The sequence below is a fragment of the Pseudomonas paraversuta genome, assembly GCF_904063065.1.
Classification (GTDB): domain Bacteria; phylum Pseudomonadota; class Gammaproteobacteria; order Pseudomonadales; family Pseudomonadaceae; genus Aquipseudomonas; species Aquipseudomonas paraversuta.
In genome coordinates this window covers 134,682-159,988 of sequence record NZ_CAJFCL010000006.1, presented here as the reverse complement: position 1 = coordinate 159,988, position 25,307 = coordinate 134,682, and the positions used below count along the sequence as shown (strand labels likewise).

Sequence of the window (25,307 nt, the reverse complement as noted above, 5' to 3'; positions counted from 1 at the left end):
GCCACCTGGAGCCTTTACCCGATGAATAAACTTCCCCAAATCACCCTTGCGTTCTGGGTGATGAAAATCTGCGCCACGACCCTGGGAGAAACCGCCGGCGATTTGCTGTCCATGACCCTCAATGTGGGTTATGCCGTTAGCTCGATGATCCTTATCAGCGTGTTCGTTCTGACCTTGCTGACTCAGTTGTTCTCGAAAACCTACAACCCGGTGCTGTACTGGTTGGTGATTCTGTCCACCAGTACGGCCGGCACCACCATGTCGGACTTTATGGACCGCACACTGGGCCTGGGTTACGCCACGGGCTCATTGATTCTGGTGTCGATACTGGTGGCGATTTTTGCGCTGTGGAAATGGAGCGGCGAGTCACTCAACGTCAGCAAGGTGCAGACCCCGCGCGGCGAGATGTTCTATTGGATGGCGATTCTGTTTTCCAACACCCTGGGTACCGCCCTGGGCGATTACCTGGCGGATGATTCGGGGCTGGGTTTTGCGGGAGGTGCCTTGTTCATCGGGGCAACCATTGCCGTTGTGGTGCTGGCACGTTACTTGAGCAACATCTCGTCGGTGGTGTTGTTCTGGGTGGCGTTCGTGCTGACGCGACCCTTTGGCGCGACCCTGGGCGACTTCCTGACCAAGCCCCATGACAAGGGTGGACTGGATTTCGGCACTGTCGGCTCGTCGCTGGTACTGGCAGGGATACTGGTGGCGATGATCGCCGGCGCCGCCTATGTCAAAAACAAACAAACCCGGCCTGCGGTGGCCGGGTTGTCTTAAACGATGAACTTGCAGTAGCGAGCTTGTCTGGCGATCTGTTAAAAGCTCGCTCCTGCAGAGCCCGGGACGTTTAGTCGGTCTCGATCCGCGAATGTTTGCGGGTGTCTTTCATCGTGATGTACACCAGCAGCGAACAGGCGATACACGCCGTCACGTACCAGTAATAGCCGGTTTCCATACCTGCACTTTTGAACCACAGGGCGATGTATTCAGCAGTGCCGCCGAAGATCGATACCGTCAGTGCGTAAGGCAGGCCTACACCCAGAGCGCGGATTTCGGTCGGGAACAGTTCGGCTTTCACCACGGCGTTGATCGAGGTGTAACCGCTGACAATGATCAGCGCCGCCATGATCAGGAAAAACGCACCCCACCAGGTGGTGATGGTATGCAGTGTGGTCAGGATCGGCACGGTGAACAGGGTACCCAGTACACCGAAGGCGATGAGGATCGGACGTCGTCCAACCTTGTCGGACAGCCCGCCCACCAGGGGCTGGATGCACATGAAGAGGAACAGCGTGGCGGCCGAAATGGTGGTGGAGTCGGAGATGCTCATCCCGACCGTGTTCACCAGGTATTTCTGCATATAGGTGGTGTAGGTATAGAACGCCAGTGTGCCGCCCATGGTCAGGCCGACTACGGTCATCAATTCTTTTGGATGACGCATCAGCGTGCGCATGGCGCTTTCTTTAGGCTCGGCTTTGACCTTCTTGAAGGACTCGGTCTCTTCCATTCCGCGACGCAGATACAGGGCAACCACTGCACACAGGGCACCGATCACGAACGGAATCCGCCAGCCCCAGCTATACAGCTGCTCTTCGGTCAGGGTCTGTTGCAGCACGATCAACACGCCCAGCGCGATGAGCTGGCCCGAGATCAGGGTGACGTACTGGAAGCTGGAGAAGAAGCCGCGACGTTCTTTAGTCGCCATTTCGCTGAGATAGGTCGCCGAGGTACCGTACTCGCCACCCACCGACAAGCCTTGCAGCAAGCGGGCGAAGACCAGCAGGACCGGCGCCCATACGCCGATGGTTTCGTAACCTGGGGACAGGGCAATCAGCAGCGAGCCGAAGCACATCAGCAGTACCGAAGCCATGAGCGCGGCTTTACGGCCTTTGCGGTCAGCGTACAGGCCCATCAGCCAGCCGCCGATCGGGCGCATCAAAAAGCCGACGGCGAAGATCGCGGCGGTATTGAGCAATTGGGCAGTGGTGTCGCCTTTCGGGAAAAAGGCTTTGGCGAAGTACAGCGAGAACGCGGCATAAACATACCAGTCGTACCATTCGACCATGTTGCCGACGGAACCGCTGAAAATGGATTTGATGCGGCTGGAGGTGGTTCTTTCTTTCGGGGTTGCAGCAGACCCGGCAGACAGGGAGCTTGAGTTATCCATTAAATGGATCCTTCTTTTATTTGTTTTTTTATAGCGCGTCAAAACGCGAGCTTGCAGGGCTATAGCAGGAGTTGTGCCAAGGCTTGAACCCCCGGTTTATAAGGGGGGAACGATAGGAAGTGAGCGGGTATCCGCCGGGCGGGATGTTTGGATGAGCGGAAATCCGCCTATATGGCGCGCAAACTGTTCGCGGCCGCTCTGAAGAGCTCGGGCCTACAGAGGTTGTGTGAATGCCTCACGTACCAGTCCATGACGCTGCATTTTTTCATTCAGGGTGCGGCGCGGCAGTTGCAGCTCGTTGAGCACGGCCTTGATATCGCCTTTGTGCCGGCTAAGGGCGGCCCGCAGGCATTGCGCTTCAAAGGCTTCCTGTTGCGCCACGAGGGACTGGCCAGGATTGAGGTCTTCAAACTGGGGTTCGCTCAGGCCCAGGACGTCACGTTCTGCAACGTTGGCCAGTTCGCGTACGTTGCCGGGCCAGTCGTGGCTCAGCAGACGCGATAGCTGCGGCCCGCTGAGTGGCCGCGCGCTACGGCCCAGACGCTCGGCCGCGGTGTGGGAAAAGTACTGATACAACAACGGAATGTCTTCACGGCGTTCGCGCAGAGGTGCCAGGCGCAGTTCGGCCACCGTCAGGCGATAGGCCAGGTCTTCGCGAAAGCGTCCGGCGCGGGCTTCTTCGAGCAAGTCGGGTTTGGTTGCGGCGATCACCCGCAAATCAACCGCGATGCTCTGGTTCGAGCCCAGGCGCTCGAGTTTTTGCTCCTGCAGCACCCTCAGTAATTTGGCTTGCTGGGCCAGTGGCATGCTTTCGATTTCATCCAGAAACAAGGTGCCGCCATCGGCATATTCCAGTTTGCCTATGCGCTTGCCCTGGGCGCCGGTGAACGCGCCGCTTTCGTGACCGAACAATTCGGCTTCAAACAATTGTTCGGGGATCGCCGCGCAATTGAGCGCGACAAAAGGTTTGTCGGCCCGCGGGCCAAAGTCATGCAGGCTGCGGGCGACCAGTTCTTTGCCGCTGCCGGTTTCGCCGCGAATCAGCACATTGACCGGCAGCGGCGCCAGTTCCATCACCTGGCGGCGCAAGGTCTGCAAGCTGCGGGACATGCCGAGCAGGCGCCCGTCGATCTGCTGGCGCAGGTCTGCCTGTTCGTGCAAACGACGGTTCTCCAGTACCAGCCGGCGCTTTTCCAGCGCGCGCCGAAGGCTGCTCAGTAGCGCTTCGGGGCTAAAAGGCTTCTCCAGAAAGTCGTAAGCGCCATCGCGCATGGCTTCGACCGCCATCGGGACATCGCCATGGCCCGTCAGAAGAATGACCGGCAGATCCGGGTCCAGCTGCTGTAAGCGGTTCAGCAGGGCCAGGCCCCCCATCCCCGGCATGCGCACATCACTGACAATCACACCGGCGAAATGTGCGGGTAACTGGCTCAGGCAATCTTCAGCGCAACTGAACAACTGCACGTCAAAACCGCTGAGGCTCAGCCATTGCTCAACGGCATTGCGAATACTGGCCTCGTCATCGACCACGATAACCGAATTGAGCATGTTTCAAGATTCCTGTGCGATGGGCAACGTCAGCGTGAAGAGCGCGCCGTCAACCTGATTGCAGGCTGTCAGACGTCCACCGATTTCATGAACAATGGCGTAAGACACCGCCAGCCCCAAGCCTAAACCTTCACCCACGGGTTTGGTGGTGAAGAAAGGGTCGAACACTTTACCCAAGTGCTCCTCGGCGATTCCGCCACCGCTGTCGCTGACGCTCAATTTCCAGAGTTGCTGATCGGCTTCGATGCGGATTTGCAATTGCTTGCGCGGTTTGTCCGCCATGGCATCCAGCGCGTTGTGCAACAGGTTGATCAACACCTGTTCCAGGCGAATGGCATCGCCCCGTACCCATGCCGGGCGTACCAGTTCAACCTGCAGGTCTATCTCTTCTTCCTTCAGTCGTGGTTCGAGCAATTGCAGGGATTGATCCACAACGCTGGCCAGATCCAGTCGTTCGCGCAAGCCGCTCGGGCTTTGCCGGGCGTAGGTTTTGAGGTGGCCCGTGAGGGCCGCCATGCGCGTCAACATCTGCTCCAGTGGTACCAGGGCTTTATAGGCATCGTCGACCCGGCCGTGATCGAGCAACAGGCGCAAGGTTGCCAGTTGCATGCGCTGAGCCGTTAACGGTTGATTGATTTCATGGGCCAGCGCTGCCGACATTTGCCCCAGCGCCGCGAGCTTGGCCGATTGCACCAGGCCATCTTGAGCGGTACGCAGATCCCGGGTGCGGGCTTCTACCAGTTGCTCCAGTTCTTCACGATTACGCTGGCGCAAACGGCCCAGTCGCCAGCGCTGGAGGAGAAACAATCCTGAAAAGACCAGCGTCAGCCACAGGCCGATCGCCGCCAATGCGGCATTGCGGCTGTCTTCGGCTGCGACCACGGGGTGGCGTAACAGATGCAAGGTCCAGCCTTCAGCCGTTAGCGGTAAAGATTCCCACAAATAATCTGCCGCTCCAGTGGGGGCGTCGACCCGGGTCAGAAAGCTGTTTTCGGCAAAGCTGCGCAAAGTATGGGTTTTGAGCAAGGTCAGAGGTTGGTTGTGATACTGGCGAGTGAGGGTGATTTCGCTGCGGTCACTGTCACTCAACGGCCGTAAAAGGCGGTAACGCCAGCCTGGCTGGTTGGCGATAAATACGATGCCCCGCGCATCGCTGACCAGCAGTATGTCGTTGCCATGATTCCATTCCCGCTCCAGCTGCGGAAACTCCAGTTTAACCACCATTGCCCCTGAAAATTGCCCCTGGGCATCGAGTACCGCGCTGGACAAAAAATACCCCGGAATGCCGCTGGTCACGCCCACTGCATAAAAACGCCCGGAGCCCTGGCTGCGGGTCTGGCTGAAGTAAGGCCGAAAGCCATAGTTATGGCCTACATAACTGTTGGAGGTGTTCCAGTTGCTGGCAGCTACCGCCAGCCCGGTTCTGTCCAGCAGCTCCAGGGTTGAGGACTGTGCCGCGCCATTGATGCGCTCAAGTTTTTGATTGAGTGACGCCTGGACCTCAGGGGTGATGGGAGCACTCAGGGCGGCGACCAGTTCAGAGTCCAGCGCCAGCACTGCGGGCAAAGCCCGATAACGCTCAATCAGGGTGTGCAGTGAGTTGGCATACAAACTCAGTTGCTCGGGACCACGGCGGGCACTTTCTTCCAGTGCATGCTGCTCGGCCTGGCGCACGGCCCAGCCGCCGGCAATCACTGCGCCGGCCAGAATCAACAGGCAATACAGCGCCAGTCGCAGGGCTCGGGAGGTTAGCGGCATGCGGGGAAGTCGCTTGCAGCGCTGATCGCTACCACGCTCAGCAATTGCCCGTGATACAGCGCAAATTGCGCGTCCAGCTCCTGGCCCTGCTGCCATTCAGGCGACAGGTCGGTGAGCAGGCGCAGGCGGACATGGCCTTCGCGGGACCAGCTCAGCACCTGCGCATGCTCAAAGTAAAAGCGTTTTTTCACCAGCGGGAAGAGGGCCTTGAACAGGCTTTCCTTGACGGAAAAGGTCAGCGTCACCAGCAGCGCAATGTCTTGGGCTGCACCGGCGGCCATGGCCCGCAGTTCATCGGGGGTGAGGATTTCCTTGGCCAGGCGTTCGGCCCGCTCGGTACTGAGCATGTTTTCGAGGTCCATGCCCAGCCCTTGCCACTGGCTTTTAAGGCCGACGATGGCCGCAGCGGTGCCATTGCTGTGGGTGATTGCCCCGCTGATGTGGGCGGGCCACACGGGGGCGCGATCTTCACCGATGGCCGGGATGGCCCGGGTGCCGTCCAGTTGCAGCATGGCGGCGCGAGCGCAGACCCGGCCGGCGAGAAATTCGGTTTGGCGTTTGGCCACAGAGCGTTGAATACTTGCAGGCATCTCAATGGCACTGCTCGCAAAATCGTCAGGCGTGAGCCGGGCAGGGGTGAAACCGGTGCTGAACCATACGCTGCCCGGCAACGCTTGGGGCAAGGGCCATTCGTCACGCAGCGGGGTGCAACAGGCAGGCAGTGCGGGGAGTCGATTCATGTCGGGCATTTTGCAGGCTGGCGGCCATGCTGTGCAATTGTTCAGAGTATGTTCAGGGCACACGACATACTGTGTGTGGCTAAGCTATATAGGACGCACGTCCTTCAAGACGCGGTTTTTGCCTGGGAGAGCGCAATGAAATTGCTGGTGGTTGAAGATGAGGCGTTATTGCGCCATCACTTGCAAACCCGTCTGACCGAAAATGGCCATGTGGTCGAGTCGGTGGCCAATGCCGAAGAGGCGTTGTACCAGACCGGGCAGTTCAATCATGATTTGGCGATGATTGATCTGGGATTGCCGGGTTTGGGCGGTCTCGAGCTGATTCGCGAACTGCGCAAGCGCGGCAAGACGTTCCCGATCCTGATCCTCACGGCTCGTGGCAACTGGCAGGACAAGGTCGAAGGGCTGGCAGCAGGGGCCGACGATTATGTGGTCAAGCCGTTCCAGTTCGAAGAACTGGAAGCACGTCTGAATGCATTGCTGCGTCGTTCCAGTGGTTTCACCCATTCAACCATTGTCGCTGGCGAACTGGTGCTGGACATCAATCGCAAGCAGGCAGTACTTGAGGGCGAACCCCTGGCGTTGACCGCCTATGAATACCGGATACTTGAATACCTGATGCGCCATCACCAGCAGGTGGTGGCCAAGGACCGACTGATGGAACAGCTGTACCCGGATGACGAGGAACGTGATCCGAATGTGATCGAGGTGCTGGTCGGGCGCCTGCGACGCAAGCTTGAGGGGGCAAACGGCTTTAAGCCAATCGATACGGTACGCGGTTTGGGGTACCTGTTTACTGAGCGCTGTCGTTGATCCGTTCGCTTCGCGTTCGATTGATGCTGGCGGCCACACTGTTGGCCGTGCTCTTTATGCTTGCGCTGTTACCGGCGATGCAGGGGGCGTTCAGCCTGGCGCTCAAGGATGCGATCGAGCAACGCTTGGCATCCGATGTGAGTACGCTGATCTCGGCGGCCAGGGTTGAAAGAAATCATTTGAAAATGCCGGCATTGCTGCCGGACGAAGAGCTGAATCTGCCTGACAGCCGGATGCTCGGCTATATCTATGACCGCGAGGGGCGTCAGGTCTGGCGCTCGCGGGCGACTCAAGAAGAATCCATCAACTACAAACCGCGCTACGACGGGCGCGGTAACGAGTTTGCGAGTATTCGTGAAGACAATGGCGAAGAGTTCTTTGTCTACGATGTCGAGGTCAAACTGCTGGGCGGCAAAAGTGCAGCGTTCAGTTTTGTCGCCCTGCAACCAATGCGAGAGTACAACCTGACCCTCGAGGGGCTGCGTGAAAACCTCTATCTGGGGTTCGGTGCGGCCCTGGGTGTACTGCTGGCTTTGCTGTGGATCGGTTTGACTTGGGGGTTACGTGCCTTGCGACGTTTGAGCCAGGAGCTGGACCAGATTGAATCCGGTGAGCGCGAAAGCCTCAGCGAACAGCATCCTCGTGAGTTGCTGCGTTTGACCGGCTCATTGAACCGCCTGCTGCAAAGTGAGCGCGAGCAACGTACGCGTTATCGTGATTCCCTCGACGATCTGGCCCACAGCTTGAAAACCCCGTTGGCGGTGCTGCAAGGCGTCAGTGAAAGCATGGCCCAGCGTCCGCAAGATCGTGAACAGGCCTGGGTGCTGCAAAGTCAGATTGAACGCATGAATCAGCAAATCAGTTATCAGTTGCAGCGCGCCAGCTTGCGCAAGAGCGGTCTGGTACGCCACCAGGTGGAGCTGATTCCGGTGGTTGAAAGCCTGTGTAACACGCTGGACAAGGTCTACCGCGACAAACGGGTCAAGGTCAGTTGTGACATCCCGCCATTGAGTCATGTGCCCATTGAACAAAATGCGTTGCTGGAGTTACTGGGCAACCTGCTGGAAAACGCCTATCGACTGTGTCTTGGACAAGTGCGCATCAGCTTGCATCGCAATGCTTATGGGGTTGAAGTCTGCGTGGAAGACGATGGACCCGGCGTACCGGCTGATCAGCGCGCTCGGATCTTGCGCCGCGGCGAACGTCTGGATCGCCAGCACCCGGGGCAGGGTATCGGGCTGGCAGTGGTCAAGGACATCATTGAAAGTTATGACGCCAAACTCACCCTGGATGACTCATCCCTGGGCGGGGCGGCATTTCGAATTCATTTCCCGGCATTGTAATCCCCAGCAGGGGCGGTCTGTTTAAGGCGGATATCCGCCATCTGCGCCGCCTCTCCCCTTCGAAAAGGCGGAAACCCGCCAACTATTGTCCGACAAGATCCCTGCGCTATTTCCCTCCAGGCGAGTCGCCTGCGCTATTGCGAGGCTTTTGTTCAATGTGGCCCGCGCCTTGCAAAGTGTGTTGTGAGAGGTCTGCCGCTAGAGCAGCTCAACACAACAAATCCCTCCAAGTACAGGAGGGTTCGCGCTTTGGGTATCACCGGTCTCAGATGGAATGACGACTGAGTGATGCACTTGAGGAACTTTGCAATGACGACTCGTCAGCCACTGTACAAATCCCTGTATTTGCAAGTGATCGTAGCGATTGCTATCGGTATTTTGCTGGGCCATTACTACCCGGAAACCGGGGTTGCACTCAAACCCCTGGGTGATGGCTTTATCAAACTGATCAAGATGGTAATCGCGCCCATTATTTTCTGTACGGTGGTGAGCGGTATCGCCGGCATGCAAAGCATGAAGTCGGTCGGCAAGACCGGTGGTTATGCGTTGCTCTACTTTGAAGTAGTGTCGACCATCGCCCTGCTGATCGGGCTGGTTGTGGTGAACGTGGTTCAACCGGGCGCGGGCATGCACATTGATGTGGCCACCCTGGACGCCTCCAAAGTAGCGGCCTACGTGACTGCCGGTGCGGACCAGAGCATCGTTGGTTTCATCCTTAACGTGATCCCTTCGACCATCGTCGGCGCGTTTGCCAATGGCGACATCCTGCAAGTGCTGATGTTCTCGGTGATCTTCGGTTTCGCCCTGCATCGACTGGGTGCTTACGGCAAGCCGGTGCTGGACTTTATCGATCGCTTCGCCCACGTGATGTTCAACATCATCAACATGATCATGAAGCTGGCGCCACTGGGTGCGCTGGGTGCCATGGCGTTCACCATCGGTGCCTACGGTGTGGGTTCGCTGGTGCAACTGGGTCAGTTGATGATCTGCTTCTACATCACTTGCGTGTTGTTCGTACTGGTCGTACTGGGCGGCATCGCTCGCGCTCACGGCTTCAGCATCCTCAAGCTGATTCGCTACATCCGTGAAGAGCTGCTGATCGTTCTGGGCACCTCCTCGTCGGAATCGGCCCTGCCACGCATGCTGGTGAAGATGGAGCGTCTGGGGGCGAAGAAGTCGGTAGTGGGTCTGGTCATTCCGACCGGCTACTCGTTCAACCTCGATGGCACTTCGATCTACCTGACCATGGCTGCCGTGTTCATTGCGCAAGCGACTGACACCCACATGGACATCACTCACCAGATCACTCTGTTGCTGGTGCTGCTGCTGTCGTCCAAAGGCGCTGCAGGCGTGACCGGCAGTGGCTTTATCGTACTGGCCGCGACCTTGTCGGCTGTAGGCCACTTGCCGGTTGCCGGTCTGGCGCTGATTCTGGGTATCGACCGTTTCATGTCCGAAGCCCGTGCCCTGACCAACCTGATTGGTAACGCTGTCGCCACGCTGGTGGTTGCCAAGTGGGTCAAGGAACTGGACGAAGACAAGCTGCAGGTGGAGCTCAGCTCCGGTGGCAGCCCGTTGAATGACATGCGTCCTGTGGACGACCTGGGCGTAGCTGAAGGCGCGGCCCCGGTGCTGTCGAAGTAAGCTCAGGCGGATAAAAAACCCATCTTCGGATGGGTTTTTTTATGCCTGTTCATTCGACGCGGGTTTCACCACTGAACACCAGCGTGTTGCGGCAGCGCCGGCACAGGTAGCCACGACCTTGCTTGACCAGGCCGTGGCGCTGGGCGGAAAACGCAAAATCGCTGTCCGGGCAAGGACAGCGGTAGATATAGCGCGTGGCGCTGCGGCGTTTGATGGCGTAGGTGTGGCAGCGGTTGGGCGGCAGTTCATAGACCCCGCGCATGATCAACTGCCACTCTTCGCCATGGGGCGTGATGCGGTCGCCAAACAATTGGTGGGCAATCAGGTGAGCGACCTCGTGAGCGACTGTTTGCTTGATGAAGTCTTCACTGTTTTCGCGGTACAGCTGTGGATTGAAACGCAGCAGGTTTTCGTGCAAATGCGCGACACCGGCCTTTTGCCCACGTAGCTTGAGACTGACCATGGGGCGTTTGAAAGGGCGTTTGAAAAATTTCTCGGCCTGTTGAAAACAGTCTTCGACGCGGGTATTGAGCAACTCGGGCATGCGGTTCGGTTCTCCAGAGCTGGCGATTATGCCGCAAGCGGCAGGAGTTCCGAAGCTGATCACGCCCAATGGTCATACAACCATTGTGTACCTGCAGGAGCGAGCTTGCTCGCGAGGTTTTTCAACCCCAACCCTCGCGCCTGCAGGGTTTGCGCTCAGTTGGTGTAGACCGGACCTACCCCCAGGCCCCAGATGATCACGGTAAACGCCATGATCGCGACCAGCACCACCAGGCCGACTGCCAGCACTGAACTGGAAAACAAAAACCCTTCGTCCGGGTCTATGTTCATAAAGGTCGGCAGGCCGACATAAAGCAGGTACACGGTGTAACAAATGGCCGCGGTGCCGACCATCATGCCCAGCCACATATGCGGATACAGAGCAGCCAGTCCCCCGATAAACAGGGGCGTAGCGGTGTAAGTGGCGAAGGCGATGCAACGGGCCATGCTTGGTTGCGCATCATAAGTACGCGCCATCCAGTGAATAAAGGCTCCCATCACGCCTACGCCCGCCAGCATCGCGATATAGGACATCAGGGTCATCCACAAGGCGCTGTCGGTGGTCAGCATCACTGCTGCCCGGCTGCCGATGGACCAGCCGACCTGTGTGGTGCCGATAAACGCCGAAATGGCCGGTATGGCAGCCAAAATCAGGGTGTGGGTGAAGTACATATGGCCGATGCTTTCCTCTGCATCGCCACGGATTTCGCGCCACTCTTGATCGGGATGGGTGAAAAGCCCCACTACGTGATGGATCATGGCTATCGCTCCTGTAAAAAACGCATCGCCCCCAGAGGGACACGTGCCGGTCGCGCAGCCAGATGGTGGGTTCAGATACATGGGCATGCGGCCTTAGTCGCAGTATAGGAAAACTGATGCCCAATGAACCCGGGCCCTTAGAGCATATTGCGCTGTCAGGCGCCGGCTTATCGCGTTGCTGTCTTTAACCTTTGCAGGGGCTTCGTACAGCGGGTTTTTTTAAGTAAAATCCCCGGTTTTTGGTCTTAACTCGCGGATTTGAAGCGCTATGGGCACTCTTTCGGTCTCTCAAAATAAACTCCAGAAACGCTTGCGCCGACTGACCGGTGAGGCTGTGGCCGACTTCAACATGATTGAGCATGGCGACAAGGTGATGGTCTGCCTGTCGGGTGGAAAAGACAGCTACACGCTGCTGGATGTGCTGCTGCACCTGCAAAAGGTCGCGCCCATCCAGTTCGAAATCGTTGCCGTGAACATGGACCAGAAACAGCCGGGCTTTCCCGAGGACGTGTTGCCGGCCTATCTGAAGTCATTGGGTGTGGAATATCACATCGTTGAAAAAGACACCTACTCGCTGGTCAAGGAACTGATTCCTGAAGGCAAAACCACCTGCTCGCTGTGCTCGCGCTTGCGGCGCGGCACGCTGTACACCTTTGCCGATGAGATAGGTGCGACCAAGATGGCCCTGGGGCATCATCGCGATGACATCGTTGAAACCTTCTTCCTCAACATGTTCTTCAATGGCAACCTCAAGGCGATGCCGCCCAAGCTGCGCTCCGATGACGGTCGCAACGTGGTCATCCGGCCGTTGGCCTACTGCAACGAGAAAGACATCCAGGCCTACTCCGATTGGCAGCAGTTCCCGATTATTCCGTGCAATTTGTGCGGCTCCCAGGAGAACCTGCAGCGTCAAGTGGTTAAAGACATGCTGGTGGAATGGGAGCGCAAGACGCCGGGCCGCACCGAGAGTATCTTTCGCAGCCTGCAAAACGTGATGCCGTCGCAACTGGCGGACCGTAACCTGTACGACTTCAAGAGCCTGAAGATTGACCAAAACGCCGCACCGCGGTTCGTCAATCTGCTCAATCTGTAAGTCTGATAGCCAAGAGGAGAGGGCATGCGCGACTACAAATGGCTGCATGAATATTGTTTGAATCGCTTTGGTTCGTCAGCCGCCCTGGAAGCCGAGTTGCCCGTCCCCAAAACTGCTGAGCAGTTGCGCCGGATCAGTGACGATCGCTACCTGTCGACCCTGGCCTTGCGGGTGTTTCGCGCGGGGCTCAAGCACAGTGTGGTGGATGCCAAGTGGCCGGTATTTGAGCAGGTTTTTTTCGGTTTCGACCCTGAAAAAGTGGTGCTGATGGGTGCCGAGCATCTGGAGCGTCTGATGCAGGATGCGCGGATCATCCGTCACCTGGGCAAGCTCAAAAGCGTGCCGCGCAACGCGCAGATGGTGCTCGACATTGCCCGGGAACACGGCAGTTTCGGCGCCTTTATTGCCGACTGGCCGGTGACCGATATTGTTGGGCTGTGGAAATACCTGGCCAAGCACGGGCACCAGTTGGGCGGGCTGTCGGCGCCGCGCTTTTTACGCATGGTCGGCAAGGACACTTTTGTGCCGAGCTATGACGTGGTGGCGGCGCTGAATGCGCAGCAACTGGTGGACAAGGCACCGACCAGCTTGCGCGACCTGGCGATAGTGCAGAACGCTTTCAATCAATGGCATGCCGAAAGCGGCCGGCCCATGTGTCAGTTGTCACAGATGCTGGCGTTCACGGTTAATCACTGACATTAGGTCGTTTTTATCGCTGGCAAGCCAGCTCCCACAGAGTATGCATTTAACTTATGGGAGCTGGCTTGCCAGCGATGGAATCAAGCGCCTTCACCCGCCAGCCGGCGGTCCAGTTGATAGCGCTAGCGCACATGCTGCATGGCGCTGCCAAACACTGCCACGCTGGTAAGCCAGCTCCCACAGAGTATGCATTTAACTAGTGGGAGCTGGCTTGCCAGCGATGGAATCAAGCACCTTCACCCGCTAGCCGGCGGTCCAGTTGATAGCGCCAGCGCACATGCCGCTGCCAAACACTGCCACGCTGGCAAGTCAGCTCCCACAGAGAGTGCATTTAGCTTGTGGGAGCTGGCTTGCCAGCGATGGAGTCAAGCGCCTTCACCCGCCAGCCGGCGGTCCAGTTGATAGCGCCAGCGCACATACAGCATGGCACTGCAAAACACTGCCACGCTGGCAAATCAGCTCCCACAGAGAGTGCATTTAGCTTGTGGGAGCAGGCTTGCCAGCGATGGATTCAAGCACCTTCACCCGCCAGCCGGCGGTCCAGTCGATAGCGCCAGCGTACATACAGCATGGCATTGCAAAACACTGCCATTCTTGCAAACCAGCTCCCACAGAGAGTGCATTTGTCTTGTGGGAGCTGGCTTGCCAGCGATGGAATCAAGCGCCTTCACCCGCCAGCCGGCGGTCCAGTTGATAGCGCCAGCGCACATACAGCATGGCACTGCAAAACACTGCCACGCTGGCTGCGATTTCCAGCAAACCGAACACCTGCCGGTTCGGGTCGAATGCGGCCAGTGCACCTTTGATCAAGTACAGGTTGACCACATAGCAGGTGAACGAGTGCCCGCGTGCGCTGCCCATCAGCATGCCCGGCACCAGAAACATCAGCGGCACCAGTTCGATCAGCAAGATCACCCAGGGGCGCGCGCCATGCAGGTTGGCGAACCCCAGGTAATAGACGCAGAGCAGGCCGACCAGCCCGAAGAAGCTCACCAGGCTCAGTACCCGCATCAGCTTTACCCGGGGTGCCAGCCACTCGATGGAGGGCAACACTTTTGGCTTTTTAGCCACGGGTGTTCTCCAGTCTCAGGGCGGTGGTCGCCAGGCGCTGCCCCAGTGCCCGGCACAGGGCTACTTCGTGCTCGTCCAGCTTGCGCTTGCCATCCGCTCCGGCATGGTGGCTGGGACCGTAGGGAGTGCCGCCGCCCGTGGTATTGAGCAGCGATGTCTCACTGTAAGGCAGGCCGGTGATCAGCATGCCGTGATGCAGCAAGGGCATCATCATCGACAGCAGGGTGGTTTCCTGGCCGCCGTGCAGGCTGGCGGTGGAGGTGAACACGCCGGCAGGCTTGCCGACCAGGGCACCGGTCAGCCACAGGTTGCTGGTGCCATCCAGAAAGTACTTGAGCGGGGCGGCCATGTTGCCGAAACGGGTCGGGCTGCCGAGCGCCAGACCGGCGCAGTTTTTCAGGTCGTCAAGGCTGGCATACAGCGCGCCCTCGGCCGGAATGTCCGCAGCCACGGCTTCGCATTCGCTGGAGACGGCCGGCACGGTGCGCAAGCGCGCTTCAAGGCCGCCCTGCTCGATGCCCCTGGCGATTTGCCGGGCCATTTCATTGGTCGAGCCATTGCGGCTGTAATACAGCACCAGAATGTAGGGTGTGCTCACGGCAGGATCTCCAGGACTTTTTCAGGCGGACGGCCAATGACCGCTTTATCACCTGCCACCAGAATCGGACGTTCGATCAATTTGGGGTGTGCGGCCATAGCGGCGATCAAATCCTCGTCACTGAGGCCGGCATCGCCCAGGTTGAGGGTTTTGTATTCCTCTTCGCCGGTGCGCAGCAACTGGCGCGGGCTGATGTCGAGTTTGCCCAGCAGGCTGTGCAATTGCGCAGCGTCCAGAGGGGTATCGAGGTAGCGCACCACGGTAGGGGTGAGGCCGCGGGCTTCAAGGATTTCCAGCGCACCGCGGGATTTCGAGCAGCGCGGATTGTGATAAAGCGTCAGATCGGTCATGTGCGGGTCGCATCTTGCGTAAGGTGGCGGCTATTCTACCCGTCTGGCGAGCGTGTCTGAACCGCATGCGGTGATTGGCCGCCGTACAAAGATTTTTTGACTGTATTTACCCACAAGGATCAACACATGTTTAAGCGGCTTTTGGCGGTAGTTACCGTCGCCACCACGTTACTGCTGAGCGGTTGCGGTATTGATTACGGGGTCGATCAACATGGACAGAAGGTCGCATCCGAGCGTCTGGACAAGCAATGGAAGGTCATTAATTACTGGGCCGAGTGGTGTGGCCCGTGCCGCATTGAAATCCCGGAACTCAATGAGCTGGAGAAGCAGTTGCAGGGGCAGTCGGTGGGCGTGTTCGGGGTGAACTACGATGGCTTGCAGGGCAAGGAGCTGAGCGATGCCAGTTCTGCGATGGGCATCACCTTCACCGTGCTGGCGCAAGATCCGGCCGAGCATTTTGATCTGCCGCGCAGCGAAGCATTGCCGGTGACCTACATCATTGATGAGAAGGGCAAGGTCATGGCGCAGATGATGGGCGAGCAGACCGCCGCCGGGGTATTGGCCAAGATCAAGGAACTACGCGGTAATTAAGCCCGCTGCCCTGTAGAAGCGAGCGTGCTCGTGATCTTTTAATCTTCAAAGATCACGAACCGGCCCGCTGCTGCAGTGGCGCGGCAATCAGCCTTCTTCAGGCCACAGCCGCAACGGCTTGCCTTCGGCAGGCCAGAAACGCACCTGTTCGATCGGGGAGATGTCCCAGCGCTGTACGGTTTGCAGGGCTTCGAAGAATCGTTGCTCCTGCTCCATCAACGCCGGAGCACAGGCTTTGCGGGTGCTGCCGACGCCACCAAAGGTCAGTTTGTCGCCGTCCAGGGTGTAGGGCGCAAACCAATGATTACAACCACCGTTGCCATAGGCCCGGCCGCCTTCATCGAAGGTCACGGTCAGATGGCTGTAATCCATCAGTGGCCGCTCGCCAATCCATTCCACGACGTAGGCACGGTTGTGCTGCAATTGCACCGGATCGCCTGCGCAGCCTGCCAGGCTTGCGCCCAGCAATGCCAACAGGGTCAGGTGTTTCATAGCGCGGCCTTTTGGCATTGCGGGCACTGGTGCTTGCTGCCTTCAGTGCTCCAGCCCAGCTCGGCAATGCGCAGGCTGGCGGCAGGTTTCTGCGCTTTGGTACCGAGCTTGGCGTCTACCGCGAACTCGAACTTCAGTTCTTTGCCACAGGCATCGCAATTGACTTGCCATTGATGAATCGCCAACTCACCGAAAACCGGTCCTTTGGTGACGGCAACCCACTGGCCGCGCGGGTTGATCAGGTGGCGCACTTTGTCGACGGTCAGGCGCATGGACAAGTCCTTGCTGCCTTTGAGCGTCACGATCAGTACGTCACCGGTCTGGATCGAGCCACCGTTGCCGGTGACTTGATACAGGCCTGGCGCCAGGGCGCGGCATTCAATCAGGGTGTGCTGCGGGTTAAGCAGGCTGTAGCGAAAATCGTGTTCGACCATGGGTCCTCCAAATAGGCCGCTATGCTAGCACGCAGCCGAGGTCTGGCCTTTCAACCTTCGATCAGGTTTTGTGGCGTGCCGTTGCTCCAGGCCGCAATGTTGTCCAGTGTGGTGCCGGCAATCGCGCTGAGTGCCTCGCGGGTGAGAAAGGCCTGGTGCGCAGTAATGATCACGTTGGGGAAGGTCAGCAGCCGCGCCAGTACGTCATCCTGCAACGGTAAATCGGAGCGGTCCTCAAAGAACAGCTGGGCTTCCTCCTCGTACACATCCAGTCCCAGGTAGCCCAACTGACCACTTTTCAGCGCCTCGATCAGTGCCGGTGTGTTGACCAGTGCACCGCGCCCGGTATTGATCAGCATGGCGCCATGTTTGAGGGTCGCCAGCGACTGGCTGTTGATCAGGTGCTTGTTATCCGCAGTCAGCGGGCAGTGCAGGCTGATGATATGCGAGCCTGCCAGCAGCTCGGGCAAGCTTACATACTGCGCACCCAGTGCCAGCAGTTGTGCATTTGGATACGGGTCAAAACACAGCAGCTTGCAGCCGAAGCCGGCCATGATTTTGCCGAAGGTCGCGCCGATCTGGCCGGTTCCGACCACGCCGACGGTCTTGCCGACCAGGTCAAAGCCGGTCAGCCCGTGCAGGGTGAAGTCGCCTTCGCGGGTTCGGTTGTAGGCGCGGTGCAGGCGGCGGTTAAGCGCCAGGATCAGGGCCACGGCATGTTCGGCCACAGCATGGGGCGAGTAGGCGGGAACCCGCACAACGCTCAAACCCAGGCGCTTGGCGGCGGCAAGATCGACATGGTTGTAGCCGGCCGAGCGCAGGGCGATCAGGCGGGTTCCGCCAGCGGCCAGGTGCTCCAGTACCGGGGCACTCAAATCGTCGTTGATGAACGGGCAGACCACCTCGTAATCATGGGCAATGGCCGCGGTATCGAGGCTCAGGCGCGCCGGTTGAAAGTGCAGTTCAAGACCCTCGGGTTGCGCGGCGGCAGTAAAACTGTCGCGGTCGTAGGTCTGGCTGCTGAACAGGATCGTGCGCATGAGATCTTCCTTGGGGTGTGTGGGGTGGTGACGGTCTTACCTGGTTACGCGGTACTGCGTGCCTCTTTGGCCAGGCGGATAATGGCCTCGTCCAGTTCGTTGAGGGCGGCGTAGGCGTGCGGGCTTTCTTGCTTGAGCAGGGTTTCGCTGCGCTGGCAGGCGGCACGCAATTGCGGTACCCCGCAGTAACGTGTTGCACCGTGCAAACGGTGTACGCGTTCGATCAGTGCATTGTTGTCCTGGTCCTTGCGCGCCAACAGGATCGCTTCACGATCTGCCTCCAGCGAGGCCAGAAGCATGGCCAGCATGTCGATAGCCAGATCGGCTTTACCAGCGGCCAGTCGCAGGCCTTCTTCGTGATCAAGAATCGGTAGTTTGGCGTTGGGGCGGGCAGGCTCGTAGCCGCTGTCCTGGACTTGATTGCGCAACGCCAGCCCGGTCCACTTCAGCACCACTTGCGCCAACTGCCGTTCGCTGATGGGTTTGGTCAGGTAGTCGTCCATGCCGCTCTGCAGCAGGGCGCGTTTTTCGTTGGCCATGGCGTGGGCCGTCAGCGCGACAATGGGCAGCGGCGCATTGTGCTGCCCGGTTTCCCACTGGCGCACCACTTCGGTGGTTTCCCGCCCGTCCATGCCGGGCATCTGGACGTCCATCAGCACCAGGTCGAAGGCTTCATTCTTGACCGCTTCAATGGCGGCATAGCCGCTGTCCACGGCCGTTACCTTGGACCCCATGTCTTCCAGAAGGGTTTGCACCAGCAACAGGTTGGCCGGGTTGTCATCGACGCACAAAATCCGCGGTGCACGGCTGGCCAGCAGTTCGCCGGGCTCGGTGCGGGCCTGTCGCGGGTTGATCAGGTCGGCCAGGGTGCGCCGCAGTTTCCGGGTGCAGGCAGGTTTGGATTGCAACTGGCTGTGGGGATTGGGCACCGCCGTATTGAACAGGACCTGCTCGGTAGTCGGGCACAGCACCAGGACTTTGCAGCCCATATGTTCGAGGTCCCAAATATGCTGGTTGAGGCGCTCGGGCGGCATGTCTTTGGCCGTGACCCCAAGGACCGCCAGATCAATGGCCTGAGGGGTCTGATGGGCACCGGTCACGCAATTGGTGAGCTTCTCCAGGGTGGTAAACGGCGTGACTTCAAGTCCGCAGTCTTCCAGTTGATGCTGCAATGCCTGGCGTGCCAGATCGTGTTTCTCCAGCAAGGCTACGCGCCGGCCCGGCAGCGGGGCGGCGGGCAAATCTTCAGCATCGTCGCGGGCTTTGGGCAGCTTGACGCTGATCCAGAACACCGAGCCTTCGCCGGGGGTGCTCTCAACGCCAATTTCGCCGCCCATCTGTTCCACCAGACGCTTGGAAATGACCAGTCCCAGGCCAGTACCGCCGGGTTGGCGTGACAGGGAATTGTCGGCCTGGCTAAAGGCCTGGAACAGTGCCCGTACATCCTGGCTGGTCAGGCCGATACCTGTGTCTTGCACGCTGATGCGCAACTGCACGCAGCCGTCGGTATTATTGTCATCTTCATCTTCGAGCATGGCCCGCACCGCAATCGTGCCCTCGCGGGTGAACTTGATGGCGTTGTTGACCAGGTTGGTGAGGATTTGCTTGAGCCGTAACGGATCGCCAATCAGCGACAGGGGTGTGTCGCGGTAGACCAGACTGACCAGCTCCAGGCTTTTTTCGTGGGCTGACGGGGCAAGGATGGTCAAGGTGTCCTGCAACAGGTCGCGCAGGTTGAACGGGGTACTGTCCAGTACCAGCTTGCCGGCTTCGATTTTCGAGAAGTCCAGAATCTCGTTGATGATGCCCAGCAGGCTGTCGGCAGATTTCTCTATGGTGCTCAGGTAATCGTACTGGCGGGGTGTCAGCTCGCTTTTTTGCAGCAAGTGGGTGAAGCCCAGGATGCCATTGAGCGGGGTGCGGATTTCGTGGCTCATGTTGGCCAGAAATTCGGACTTGATGCGGCTGGCCTCAAGCGCTTCCTTGCGGGCCAGATCGAGCTCCAGGTTCTGGATCTCGATGGTTTCGAGGTTTTGACGCACGTCCTCGGTGGCTTGGTCGACGCTGTGTTGCAGTTCTTCCTGGGCATTTTGCAGGGTTTCGGCCATGCGGTTGATGCCGGAGGCCAGTTCGTCCAGCTCGTGGCTGCCCAGGGGTGGCAAGCGGGTTTGCAACTTGCCGTCCTTGAGCTGGGACACGGCATGTTTGATCCGGTCCAGGGGAGCATTGATCGTGCGACTCAAACGCAATGCCAGCAGCGTGGTAAACACCAGTCCGCTGACAATCAGCATCAAGCTGGCAAACAGGCTGCGGTAGCCGCGCAGCAGCATGTTGTTATGGGACAGTTCAAGCTCGACCCAGCCCAGCAGGCGATGGGCTTCGTTAGGTATTACATCGCCCGCCAGGTTGCGATGACGACCAAATACGGGCAACAGATAGCGTGTGGCATCGTTGTCGGAGCGCTGCTGTAGTTGGGTGCCGTAACCCAGTGGCGGCTGGTTGATCATGGTGGGGCCGGCATGCACCAGAGGCTCGTGGTTGGCATCAAGGAATGCCACGGACCTTACATCTTGTTGTTCCAGGGCTTCGTTGGCGATGCGGGTCAGCAGGGCAATGTCATTGCGGCCCATTGCGGGGGCAGCCAGGGGGGCGAGCTGTTCGGCGATCATTTCGCCGCGTTGCAACAGTTGCGCTTGCAGCTCTGACTGCTGCAACCACGTGAAGTAGCCACCCAGTACCATCGCCATCAGCGTGACGGGCAATAACGTGAGCAACAACACACGACCTTTGATACCCAGGTTCTTAAGCACGCAACTCTCCAGCCCTACATTTTTATAAGTGTTTCCTGAGCGTCCGGCGCAGGCCAGGTGCCAGTGTAGCCATTTGAAGCATGGCAAATCCGTGAAAATTTGTCGTCAAGGCCTGGATCAGGCTTTGTAGACCCTGTGCCGGTTGCTCGTGGTGGCCCAATATTGAATAATCGATGATTGAGAATTACTTGCAGACGCTAATGAATCCCGTAGCTGTTAGCCCGTCCCGCCTGTTGGCGATTGAAGACGACCCTGTTCTGGGCGCCTACCTGCATGAGCAGTTGCTGCGCTGCGGGTTTGAGGTCGTTTGGTGTCAAAACGGTCAGGAGGGGCTGGCACGTGCCCGGCAAGAACCGTTTGACGTGGTGCTGATGGATATCCTGCTGCCGGGCATGAATGGCCTGCAGGTGCTCACGCAATTGCGCCAGACCCATGCACTGCCAGTGATTCTGATGTCTGCCCTGGGGGCCGAGGCGGATCGTATCAGCGGCTTTCAGCTGGGAGCCGATGACTACTTGCCCAAACCGTTCAGCATGGCCGAATTGCGGGTGCGGATTCAGGCCATCCTGCGCCGGGTCGCGCTGGACCGCATGCCGCGCCAGGCACCGGTGGCGGATGGGGCCCCGGGCGAGTGCGAGCTGTTTGTCGATGAAGAAACTGCCGATGTGCGCTATGGCCAGCAATGGGCCGGCCTGACCCGCAGTGAATACCGTTTGCTCGACACGCTGCAGCGCAATCCCGATGAAGTACTGAGCAAGGCATTCCTCTATCAACAGGTGCTGCAGCGCGGCTATGCGGCCCACGACCGCAGCCTGGACATGCATATCAGCCAGATCCGGCGAAAACTCAAAACCATCGGCTACCACACACGGGAAGTGCGTACGGTGTGGGGCAAGGGGTACGTCTTGAGTGCCAGCGATGCGCTGTAAGGTGCCCGGCAAGCATTCGGTGTTCTGGAAACTGGCGTGTTTGCTGGTGGCTTTTTGTTTGTTGATGATCTGGCTCAGTTGGTCCTGGGGCCGCTACATGGACAAGCGCACCGGCTATTTAACCGAGCTGGCACAGAGCACCCTGGTGCGCTATGCGGGGGAGGCCGAACGCGCCTGGGAGACCGGCCAGCAAGCGGGTGTCGACCAGTGGTTGCAGAAGATGGGGCGCAAGGAGCCGGGCTGGATCGGTGTGGTGGGGCAGGACCTGCAAGCACTCAGCAGTTATCCGCTGAGCGAGACCGAAAGTCAGCGAATGACCTTTCTTCGCGGTCTGGACTGGCCCATCAGCCACGTCAGAACGGCCCGGCCGTGGATCAAGGTGCCGTTCCCCAAGGATACTTCTGCGGGGTACCTGATTATTGAACTGCCCCAGCGCTTTATGCCGGGCCATTCGCAACTGATCTGGCGCATTCTCACCAACGGTGTGATTCCGGGCCTGTTCACGTTGCTGCTATGTGTGGGGCTGTACCGCTTACTGATCGTGCCGCTGAACCATTTGCGCGAGCAGGCCAGCGCCTGGCGGGCCGATCAGCTGGGTACAAGGCTGTCGAGCCAGACCACCAGCCGTCAGGACGAGTTGGGGGACCTGGGGCGGGCATTCGATCAAATGTCCGAGCGCCTGCAAAGTACCGTCAACCAGCAGCAACAACTGCTGCGCGACTTGTCCCATGAGCTGCGAACGCCTTTGAGTCGGCTGCGGGTGGCCTGTGACAGCGAGCAGGACCTTGAGGCCCTGCGCGAACGCCTGGGCCGTGAAGTTGACGGCATGCAGCGGCTGGTCGAAGACACCCTGCAACTGGCCTGGCTGGATGCCGAACGCGGGCCGTTGCCGGTGGAAGACATTCAGATCCAGGCGCTGTGGGAGATGCTCACTGAAAACGCCGGCTTTGAAAGTGGCTGGCCGCAATCGCGGTTGCCCTGCTTTGTTGAAGCTGATTGTTGGGTGCGAGGGCATTTGAACAGCCTGGCCCAGGCCCTGGAGAACATCCTGCGTAATGCCATTCGTCACTCTCCGGCCGAAGGTACTGTCAGTCTGAACGGGCAGCGCGAGGGCGAGATGTGGCATTTGTGGCTCGATGATCAGGGCGGCGGGGTGGCGCCTGAAGAGCTGGAACGGATCTTCGCCCCCTTTACCCGGCTCGATGGTTCACGCCCGGGTGATGGTGGCTTTGGTCTGGGCCTGAGCATTGCGCGCAATGCGCTGCGGCTGCAGGGCGGCAGTTTGTGGGCGGAAAATGTCGGGCCGGGCTTGCGGGTGCATATCCGGTTACCGGCCAGTTCCGGGCAGCCCTGATTACTTGTGGGGGCTTACCGGCGCTGGGGTTTTTTCACCCCGGGTTGTTCACTTCACAGGCAAGCCGTGTGCCACCGGGTTTGCAGTGTTTGCCCGGGAGGCTTATAGCCTTTCGCCATAAGCACCGTACTTTGCGTGATATGGGCTGTGGGCGTTTGTCGGTATGATGTGCGACCCCGCGGTCTGGATTGCGAATACGCCATGATATTGCAGTACCCAACTATCGCCGATTGCGTCGGCAACACCCCGCTGGTGCGCTTGCAGCGCCTGGCGGGAGACACCACCAATACCTTGTTGCTCAAGCTCGAAGGGAATAACCCTGCGGGTTCGGTCAAGGATCGCCCGGCTCTGTCGATGATCAGCCGCGCCGAAAACCGCGGCCAGATCCAGGCCGGCGATACCTTGATTGAAGCCACCTCGGGCAATACCGGGATTGCGCTGGCGATGGCTGCCGCGATCAAGGGCTACAAGATGATCCTGATCATGCCCGACAATTCCAGTGCCGAGCGCAAGGCCGCCATGACCGCCTATGGCGCCGAGCTGATTCTGGTCAGCCAGGAAGAGGGCATGGAAGGGGCCCGCGACCTGGCCGACAAGATGCAGGCCGAAGGCCGTGGCAAGGTGCTCGATCAGTTCGCCAACGGTGATAACCCCGAGGCGCATTACACCAGCACCGGCCCGGAAATCTGGCGCCAGACCCAGGGTACGATCACCCACTTCATCAGTTCGATGGGTACCACCGGCACCATCATGGGCGTTTCGCGCTATCTCAAAGAGCAAAACCCGAACGTGCAGATCGTCGGTTTGCAGCCGATGGAGGGCGCCGCCATTCCGGGCATCCGTCGTTGGCCACATGAGTATCTGCCCAAGATTTATCAGGCCGACCGGGTTGACCGGATCGTCGACATGGCCCAGCGCGAAGCCGAAGACGTGACGCGTCGCCTGGCCCGGGAAGAAGGCATTTTCTGCGGTGTGTCTTCAGGCGGGGCAGTGGCAGCGATGCTGCGCTTGTCCCAGGAAGTCGAAAATGCGGTGATGGTCGCGATCATTTGCGACCGGGGCGATCGTTATCTGTCGACCGGCATTTACGATGAGCCGAACTGATGGCTAAGCAAGAAAGAGGGCTGCGCTTCCAGCCAGCTGGCGGTACCAAGGCTGCGCAAGTGCCTGTGGGCAAAAAACAGCGTTTGAACATCGAGCGTCTGGCCAACGATGGCCGTGGCATAGCCTTTGTAGAAGGGCGTACCTGGTTTGTCTCGGGCGCCCTGGCCGCAGAGGAAGTAGAAGCACGGGTTCTGGGTGCGCACGGTAAAGTCGTCGAAGCGCGCACCGAGCGCGTGTTCAAGGCCAGCGACGTACGACGCGTGGCCCCTTGTGCCCATGCAGGTAAATGCGGTGGTTGCAGCCTGCAACACTTGCCCCATGAAGAGCAGCTTGCACTTAAACAGCGCATGCTCGCCGAGCAACTGTCCCGCGTGGCCGGTGTCGAACCTCAGGAGTGGGCGCCGCCGCTGACCGGCCCCGAGTTCGGCTATCGCCGCCGGGCACGCATTGCCGTGCGCTGGGATGCGCGGGCCAAGCACCTGGAGGTCGGTTTCCGCGCTGCCGGCAGTCAGGACATCGTGGCCATCGATCACTGTTTGGTGTTGGTACAGGCATTGCAACCTATCATGGCCGGGTTGCCTGCCATGTTGCGTCAACTGAGCAATCCCAAGGCTTTGGGGCATGTCGAACTGTTCAGCGGTTCGGCGATTGCCGTGTTGCTGCGTCATATGGCACCCCTTAACGATGCCGACATGCAGGTTTTACAAGCATTTTGCCTCACCCATGACGCCCAGCTGTGGCTGCATGGCGACGCCGGGCCACAGCCGGTCGATGTGAACCAGAACCTGGGCTACCGTTTGCAGACGTGGAATCTGGAGTTGGCCTATCGCCCGGGCGATTTTGTTCAGGTCAACGCCGGCGTCAACGAAGCGATGGTGTCCCAAGCATTAGCGTGGCTTGCTCCGCAAGCTGATGAACGGGTTCTTGACTTGTTCTGTGGGCTGGGTAACTTCGCATTACCGCTGGCGAGCCAGGTGCGCGAGGTGGTGGCTGTCGAAGGTGTTGCGACCATGGTCGAACGCGCCGCGCAAAACGCGGTCAGTAACAAGCTGAATAATGCAGCGTTTTTCCAGGCGGACTTGTCGCAGCCGCTGGACGACGCAGCCTGGGCCAAAGAGGGCTTTGCCGCCGTACTGCTCGACCCGCCGCGTGACGGGGCTTATGAAGTGGTGCGCAAACTGGCGGGGCTGGGTGCCAAGCGTTTGGTGTATGTGTCGTGCAACCCGGCAACGCTGGCGCGCGACACCCTTGAGTTGATGAAGCAGGGTTATCGGTTAAAACGTGCCGCAATCCTCGATATGTTCCCGCAAACAGCGCATGTCGAGGCGATGGCGTTATTTGAAGCAGACTAGGACGTCTGTCTATTTCAACTGGCCCGCAACCCCGTGCTGCTGAGCCCTGCAGCGCGTGGTTGGTATTAGGGGCGG

General features: G+C 59.1%; 24 protein-coding genes and 1 pseudogene. 11 read left to right on the top strand and 14 right to left on the bottom strand.

Translation table 11 applies throughout. The features are described from left to right. Positions 1-21 precede the first annotated feature (21 nt). The gene (locus JQ845_RS14010) at positions 22-777 is read left to right on the top strand and encodes a COG4705 family protein (RefSeq protein WP_010655743.1); all 756 of its coding nucleotides are present in this window, start codon (positions 22-24) and stop codon (positions 775-777) included. A gap of 70 nt (positions 778-847) precedes the next feature. Here the strand turns inward: JQ845_RS14010 and JQ845_RS14005 are convergent, their stop codons facing one another. The 4 genes from JQ845_RS14005 to JQ845_RS13990 form a co-directional block, all read right to left on the bottom strand. After that, the gene (locus JQ845_RS14005) at positions 848-2,167 is read right to left on the bottom strand and encodes an MFS transporter (protein ID WP_003442854.1); all 1,320 of its coding nucleotides are present in this window, start codon (positions 2,165-2,167) and stop codon (positions 848-850) included. A 213-nt stretch (positions 2,168-2,380) separates the two neighbouring features. Then, a complete protein-coding gene (locus tag JQ845_RS14000) occupies positions 2,381-3,715 on the bottom strand; it encodes a sigma-54-dependent transcriptional regulator (protein WP_010655744.1) in 1,335 nt (444 codons plus the stop codon). A gap of 3 nt (positions 3,716-3,718) precedes the next feature. After that, positions 3,719-5,473 carry a sensor histidine kinase gene (locus JQ845_RS13995; protein WP_010655745.1) on the bottom strand — a complete coding sequence of 585 codons (1,755 nt, stop codon included), beginning with the start codon at positions 5,471-5,473 and terminating at the stop codon, positions 3,719-3,721. Beyond that, a complete protein-coding gene (locus JQ845_RS13990; RefSeq protein ID WP_203009156.1) occupies positions 5,464-6,213 on the bottom strand; it encodes a 4'-phosphopantetheinyl transferase family protein in 750 nt (249 codons plus the stop codon). The genes JQ845_RS13995 and JQ845_RS13990 overlap by 10 nt, the downstream gene beginning before the upstream one ends. Before the next feature lie 135 nt (positions 6,214-6,348). Between JQ845_RS13990 and JQ845_RS13985 the strand changes: the two genes are divergently transcribed. The 3 genes from JQ845_RS13985 to JQ845_RS13975 all read left to right on the top strand — a co-directional run bounded on the left by JQ845_RS13985 (position 6,349) and on the right by JQ845_RS13975 (position 10,013). Beyond that, the gene (locus JQ845_RS13985) at positions 6,349-7,026 is read left to right on the top strand and encodes a response regulator (protein ID WP_003442848.1); all 678 of its coding nucleotides are present in this window, start codon (positions 6,349-6,351) and stop codon (positions 7,024-7,026) included. After that, a complete protein-coding gene (locus JQ845_RS13980; protein WP_003442847.1) occupies positions 7,023-8,369 on the top strand; it encodes an ATP-binding protein in 1,347 nt (448 codons plus the stop codon). The genes JQ845_RS13985 and JQ845_RS13980 overlap by 4 nt, the downstream gene beginning before the upstream one ends. 309 nt (positions 8,370-8,678) lie before the next feature. Then, the gene (locus tag JQ845_RS13975; RefSeq protein WP_003442846.1) at positions 8,679-10,013 is read left to right on the top strand and encodes a dicarboxylate/amino acid:cation symporter; all 1,335 of its coding nucleotides are present in this window, start codon (positions 8,679-8,681) and stop codon (positions 10,011-10,013) included. Between the two features lie 49 nt (positions 10,014-10,062). On the opposite strand, the gene JQ845_RS13970 is transcribed toward JQ845_RS13975, so the two are convergent. Both JQ845_RS13970 and JQ845_RS13965 read right to left on the bottom strand, forming a co-directional pair. Beyond that, entirely contained in the window at positions 10,063-10,557 is a 495-nt protein-coding gene (locus JQ845_RS13970; protein ID WP_203009155.1) for a SprT family zinc-dependent metalloprotease, read from the bottom strand. Between the two features lie 155 nt (positions 10,558-10,712). Further along, positions 10,713-11,315 (bottom strand): Yip1 family protein, encoded by a 603-nt coding sequence (locus JQ845_RS13965; RefSeq protein ID WP_003442844.1) that lies wholly within the window; start codon positions 11,313-11,315, stop codon positions 10,713-10,715. 268 nt (positions 11,316-11,583) lie between these two features. Between JQ845_RS13965 and ttcA the strand changes: the two genes are divergently transcribed. After that, complete coding sequence (gene ttcA / locus JQ845_RS13960; RefSeq protein WP_003442843.1) at positions 11,584-12,408, top strand: tRNA 2-thiocytidine(32) synthetase TtcA; 825 nt, start codon at positions 11,584-11,586, stop codon at positions 12,406-12,408. A gap of 24 nt (positions 12,409-12,432) precedes the next feature. Next, on the top strand, positions 12,433-13,104 hold the full coding sequence (locus JQ845_RS13955) for a DNA-3-methyladenine glycosylase I (RefSeq protein ID WP_003442842.1): 672 nt from the start codon (positions 12,433-12,435) through the stop codon (positions 13,102-13,104). Between the two features lie 368 nt (positions 13,105-13,472). Here JQ845_RS13955 and JQ845_RS13950 read toward each other — a convergent pair. The 4 genes and pseudogenes from JQ845_RS13950 to arsC form a co-directional block, all read right to left on the bottom strand. Continuing rightward, a pseudogene (locus tag JQ845_RS13950) lies at positions 13,473-13,559 on the bottom strand (DUF2069 domain-containing protein); the annotation flags it as partial. A 205-nt stretch (positions 13,560-13,764) separates the two neighbouring features. Beyond that, the gene (locus JQ845_RS13945; RefSeq protein ID WP_003442841.1) at positions 13,765-14,178 is read right to left on the bottom strand and encodes a DUF2069 domain-containing protein; all 414 of its coding nucleotides are present in this window, start codon (positions 14,176-14,178) and stop codon (positions 13,765-13,767) included. Continuing rightward, on the bottom strand, positions 14,171-14,776 hold the full coding sequence (gene wrbA / locus JQ845_RS13940) for an NAD(P)H:quinone oxidoreductase (protein WP_010655748.1): 606 nt from the start codon (positions 14,774-14,776) through the stop codon (positions 14,171-14,173). The genes JQ845_RS13945 and wrbA overlap by 8 nt, the downstream gene beginning before the upstream one ends. Then, complete coding sequence (gene arsC, locus JQ845_RS13935; protein WP_003442835.1) at positions 14,773-15,126, bottom strand: arsenate reductase (glutaredoxin); 354 nt, start codon at positions 15,124-15,126, stop codon at positions 14,773-14,775. The genes wrbA and arsC overlap by 4 nt, the downstream gene beginning before the upstream one ends. A 126-nt stretch (positions 15,127-15,252) precedes the next feature. Here arsC and JQ845_RS13930 point away from each other — a divergent pair, with 126 nt between their 5' ends. Further along, positions 15,253-15,717, top strand: coding sequence for a TlpA family protein disulfide reductase (locus JQ845_RS13930; RefSeq protein WP_003442832.1), 465 nt, complete (start codon positions 15,253-15,255; stop codon positions 15,715-15,717). An 87-nt stretch (positions 15,718-15,804) separates the two neighbouring features. On the opposite strand, the gene JQ845_RS13925 is transcribed toward JQ845_RS13930, so the two are convergent. From JQ845_RS13925 to JQ845_RS13910, 4 genes are read right to left on the bottom strand one after another with little or no spacing between them, the layout of a single operon-like run. Beyond that, positions 15,805-16,209, bottom strand: coding sequence for an META domain-containing protein (locus tag JQ845_RS13925; RefSeq protein ID WP_003442829.1), 405 nt, complete (start codon positions 16,207-16,209; stop codon positions 15,805-15,807). Beyond that, complete coding sequence (locus JQ845_RS13920; protein ID WP_003442826.1) at positions 16,206-16,643, bottom strand: hypothetical protein; 438 nt, start codon at positions 16,641-16,643, stop codon at positions 16,206-16,208. The genes JQ845_RS13925 and JQ845_RS13920 overlap by 4 nt, the downstream gene beginning before the upstream one ends. Positions 16,644-16,693: 50 nt before the next feature. Further along, positions 16,694-17,683: a 2-hydroxyacid dehydrogenase gene (locus JQ845_RS13915; protein ID WP_203009154.1), complete on the bottom strand. Its 990-nt coding sequence runs from the start codon at positions 17,681-17,683 to the stop codon at positions 16,694-16,696. Positions 17,684-17,727: 44 nt separating this feature from the next. Beyond that, positions 17,728-20,493 (bottom strand): response regulator, encoded by a 2,766-nt coding sequence (locus tag JQ845_RS13910; protein WP_203009153.1) that lies wholly within the window; start codon positions 20,491-20,493, stop codon positions 17,728-17,730. Between the two features lie 200 nt (positions 20,494-20,693). On the opposite strand from JQ845_RS13910, the gene JQ845_RS13905 reads away from it, so the two are divergent. The 4 genes from JQ845_RS13905 (at position 20,694) to rlmD (ending at position 25,232) form a co-directional block, all read left to right on the top strand. Beyond that, positions 20,694-21,422: a response regulator transcription factor gene (locus JQ845_RS13905; RefSeq protein WP_010655749.1), complete on the top strand. Its 729-nt coding sequence runs from the start codon at positions 20,694-20,696 to the stop codon at positions 21,420-21,422. Then, on the top strand, positions 21,412-22,776 hold the full coding sequence (locus JQ845_RS13900; RefSeq protein WP_203009152.1) for a sensor histidine kinase: 1,365 nt from the start codon (positions 21,412-21,414) through the stop codon (positions 22,774-22,776). The genes JQ845_RS13905 and JQ845_RS13900 overlap by 11 nt, the downstream gene beginning before the upstream one ends. A 201-nt stretch (positions 22,777-22,977) precedes the next feature. After that, complete coding sequence (gene cysM, locus JQ845_RS13895) at positions 22,978-23,880, top strand: cysteine synthase CysM (RefSeq protein WP_029612294.1); 903 nt, start codon at positions 22,978-22,980, stop codon at positions 23,878-23,880. Further along, positions 23,880-25,232, top strand: coding sequence for a 23S rRNA (uracil(1939)-C(5))-methyltransferase RlmD (gene rlmD, locus JQ845_RS13890; RefSeq protein WP_203009151.1), 1,353 nt, complete (start codon positions 23,880-23,882; stop codon positions 25,230-25,232). The genes cysM and rlmD overlap by 1 nt, the downstream gene beginning before the upstream one ends. Positions 25,233-25,307: the final 75 nt, after the last annotated feature.